Source organism: Nostoc flagelliforme FACHB-838 (genome assembly GCF_014698065.1).
GTDB lineage: Bacteria > Cyanobacteriota > Cyanobacteriia > Cyanobacteriales > Nostocaceae > Nostoc > Nostoc flagelliforme_B.
On record NZ_JACJSI010000564.1, the window covers coordinates 1 to 3,099 of the forward strand.

The 3,099-nt window shown below is 39.4% G+C and carries 5 protein-coding genes; 1 reads left to right on the forward strand and 4 read right to left on the reverse strand.

The features are described 5' to 3' along the window. Positions 1-331 precede the first annotated feature (331 nt). Together H6G97_RS48795 and H6G97_RS48800 are read right to left on the reverse strand one after the other, a co-directional pair. Positions 332-619, reverse strand: coding sequence for an ATP-binding protein (locus tag H6G97_RS48795; RefSeq protein ID WP_190947476.1), 288 nt, complete (start codon positions 617-619; stop codon positions 332-334). Next, a complete protein-coding gene (locus H6G97_RS48800) occupies positions 612-917 on the reverse strand; it encodes a GAF domain-containing protein (protein WP_190947480.1) in 306 nt (101 codons plus the stop codon). The genes H6G97_RS48795 and H6G97_RS48800 overlap by 8 nt, the downstream gene beginning before the upstream one ends. 482 nt (positions 918-1,399) lie before the next feature. On the opposite strand from H6G97_RS48800, the gene H6G97_RS48805 reads away from it, so the two are divergent. After that, positions 1,400-2,053: an S-layer homology domain-containing protein gene (locus H6G97_RS48805; RefSeq protein ID WP_190947477.1), complete on the forward strand. Its 654-nt coding sequence runs from the start codon at positions 1,400-1,402 to the stop codon at positions 2,051-2,053. 178 nt (positions 2,054-2,231) lie between these two features. Here H6G97_RS48805 and H6G97_RS48810 read toward each other — a convergent pair whose 3' ends face one another. Both H6G97_RS48810 and H6G97_RS48815 read right to left on the reverse strand, forming a co-directional pair. After that, entirely contained in the window at positions 2,232-2,516 is a 285-nt protein-coding gene (locus tag H6G97_RS48810; RefSeq protein ID WP_190947478.1) for a hypothetical protein, read from the reverse strand. Between the two features lie 211 nt (positions 2,517-2,727). Beyond that, positions 2,728-3,099 (reverse strand): DUF3574 domain-containing protein (locus tag H6G97_RS48815; RefSeq protein ID WP_190947479.1); only part of this gene is annotated, 372 nt, incomplete at its 5' end.

A 3,099-nucleotide genomic window follows, 5' to 3' on the forward strand; every position in this document is an offset into this window, starting at 1 on the left:
TTATGAGTTATTACCAGAAACATCAGAGACTTTTTTATATCTTGCCATGATCCGCATTATGGTAAGGCGATTGGCATAATCTTTGACCTCTGAAAACTTTTCAAACATCCTCTCAGAGATAGAAATCGTTAAAGATGCTTGCCAAAAGTGGTCAGAACAGAATCAGCGCTTAAAGCGTTTGAAAGCTGTTGTAAATCAAATTTAGTTGAAGCTGACGGCAAGCTTCACGCATTACTCAGTGACCGATAGGAACAATCTAGCCGAGTTTCTTTAGCTATAGGAATAAACTTCTCTGGAGAAACAAATCCTTGTTGCGAGTGCTGCCAACATACTAGAAATTTGACACAAATTGAGTCAGAGGAATACGAATAATGAACTCAGCACCAACTCCTGGTTGGGAAATGCATTCTAAAGAACCGCCATGTTTTTGTGTAATAATTTGGTAACTAATAGCCAGTCCCATCCCTGTACCTTGTCCAACAGTCTTGGTGGTAAAAAAGGGATTAAATATTTGTTTTAAAGTATCGGATGGTATTCCTAGTCCATTGTCGGCAATGCTAATAGTGACTTGATCTGGTTCGAGTAATTGGGTGCGAATATAAATTCGGGGATTATCCATTATATTGAATTTTTTTGTTGTCCATCCTACATTCACTGATATTTTCTACTAATGGTTGATGCGTTTGCTGCCCAATTAGAGGCAACCAGCCTTGTGCTAAGGATTCAGAGACAACTTTTCCACTCCAATCTGGATTGAAACGATATAAAATTACACGGTCAGAGTTGAGCAATTGCCTAATTTCTTGAGTGGTTGTGTGAAAAATATATTCTAAGTCAAGAGATTGGCGGATTTTTTCAACGGTGATAGCAATAATTCTCTGAGAATCTAAGCCTTGATTCTGAGAAGCCATAATCATAATAGACACAACAATAATCAACTCTTACCTAGAGTTCCCTTGTTTTGCTTCAAAATTAAAATTCTGCTGGAAAATTCCAGTGTAATTGACTCAGCAAGACTACGGATGTAAGATATTTGAGTGCGTATACCAGTAGTAGTCAAGGTATCGAACTGAGCGATACCTTATTTAATTGCTATTATTTCAGAATGGGAACATCATATTTTAGCGTAGGTGCAGTCTGTTCAGACGCTGACAACTCGGTTATTGTCAGAGAGCGAATCACGGGCGATGCCCAATCATCTGTTGCCCGACGGCAGCAATAGCGAAATTTCAGGTATAACTAATAACTTTAAGAAACCTGATTAAAGAGAGCAACGTCTACAAAGGTAAGCATTCAATTCATTATGAAACCTTTGTTCAAATCAACTTTTAATTTTTTGGGTTCACTAACTGCCAAAACGGGAGCAGGTACCACTACGATTATGTTGTTATGCGCTTTCATGACTAAACCAGTAGTTGTTCAAGTGCCAAACTTTACCGATGTTAACGCTGATATTTATGCCAAAGAGATTCAAGAAGCTGTTCAGAAAGGTCTTATTGCAGGCTTCACCTCTAATAATACCTTTCGTCCCACGTTAGACTTAACGCGTGAACAGATGATATCGATGGTAATAAACGCGCTCAGTAAGTTACCCGTAAGTAGGGCGACTGTGCCACACGACCCACCGCCAGCAGCAGGAAACTTATTGAAAGTCACCAGCAAGCCTTTTCGGGATGTAAACGCAACCCGTTGGAGTGCTGCAATGATTGAGTGGGCAAAATTTAACGGGATTATGCAAGGCTATTCTGATGGCACTTTTCGTCCGACCCAAACAGTAACCCGTGCTGAGTTGATGGCGGTATTGCGTAAAGCCATTCAATATGCGGATGAGGGTGGAGGAATTTCAGGTATGCTCAATAAACAGCAGCCAATAGCGTTCAGTGACATATCTAATCATTGGGCGAAAAAAACAATTACAGAGATGTCTGCCTACTGCGGTGTTGCAACTCCCGTCAACGAAACTGGAAATGCCTTTTCTCCTAATCTTGGGATACGGCGTAATTATGGCGCAGCAGCTACATTACGGTTGCTCAACTGTCTTAGGGGTGTTTAAACAAAAACCAAAGCCAAAAAGATTAAAATTTAAACATTGTTGTCTCTTATAATGTACCAATTGGGAAACACCCCCTAACCTGCCAAACCAGGCAAACCGAGCATCTGACACAAACAATTTAAGCAGGTTTGGCTTAAATAAATCACCTGCTTTTGTAACTTTTAATTAGTAGCTATATTTATGAGTGCCAAATAGTTTCATATTCTCTAACAAAGAATTGTACCTGCCTCAAAACTAAATGGATCATGGATGGAGAAGTCTTCCAGGATGAAATTAGAGAATTTGCCCAGCAATCTAATAATTCAATTCCAACTAATTCGGAATTATTATCCCAACTGAATCTAAGTAAGTAATCATCATGCCCAGGCGTTTGACACTGGATGAAATTTTCAGCAATAGTCCCAGAAGTGAATCCGTTATCAGTAAGGATTTGAGTGAGAATTGCAGCGTGTATGCTATCCATTAAAGTGCCTCAAATATTATTTAGAGTGCCGTTACAGAAATTCCTGAAAACGACGATTTATTGACAAGCATAATGTTCCAGCTTTAACTCCAAGCAATGCATTACCTGATGTGCCTTGCGAGCAAGATAGTTCATCCCTAGATTAGTTTGTCGATGCTGCTATGTCTTCTGTGAATCTACTTCAATTAGTTTTATCCCACCTTCAACTGAATCAAAGCCCTTTCTTTTTGAATCTGCAAGCGACGATCAAAGTGCTAAATAGAAGCGCTCCAGTAACAGAAGAAGGTTCTGGAACAGGCTCAGACTCGACAAAACGCACACGGATATCTTCATCAACAATTGTCAAGACACTTTCTTGACTAAACTGTTGAAGGTAAGCTTCAATAATTTGATTAATAGAAGTTTCGTTATCCAGAGTATCTTCAAAGATAAAGCTGATAACCTTTGAGGATTCTTCAATAATGATTCCAGTACTGTCTTGAAATTGCCCACTGGCATCAAAAATTGTTAGACCATTTGGGAAACGAGGGGTAATCACACTATCAACAAACGTTTGAAACTCGCTTTCGGATACCTCTTGACC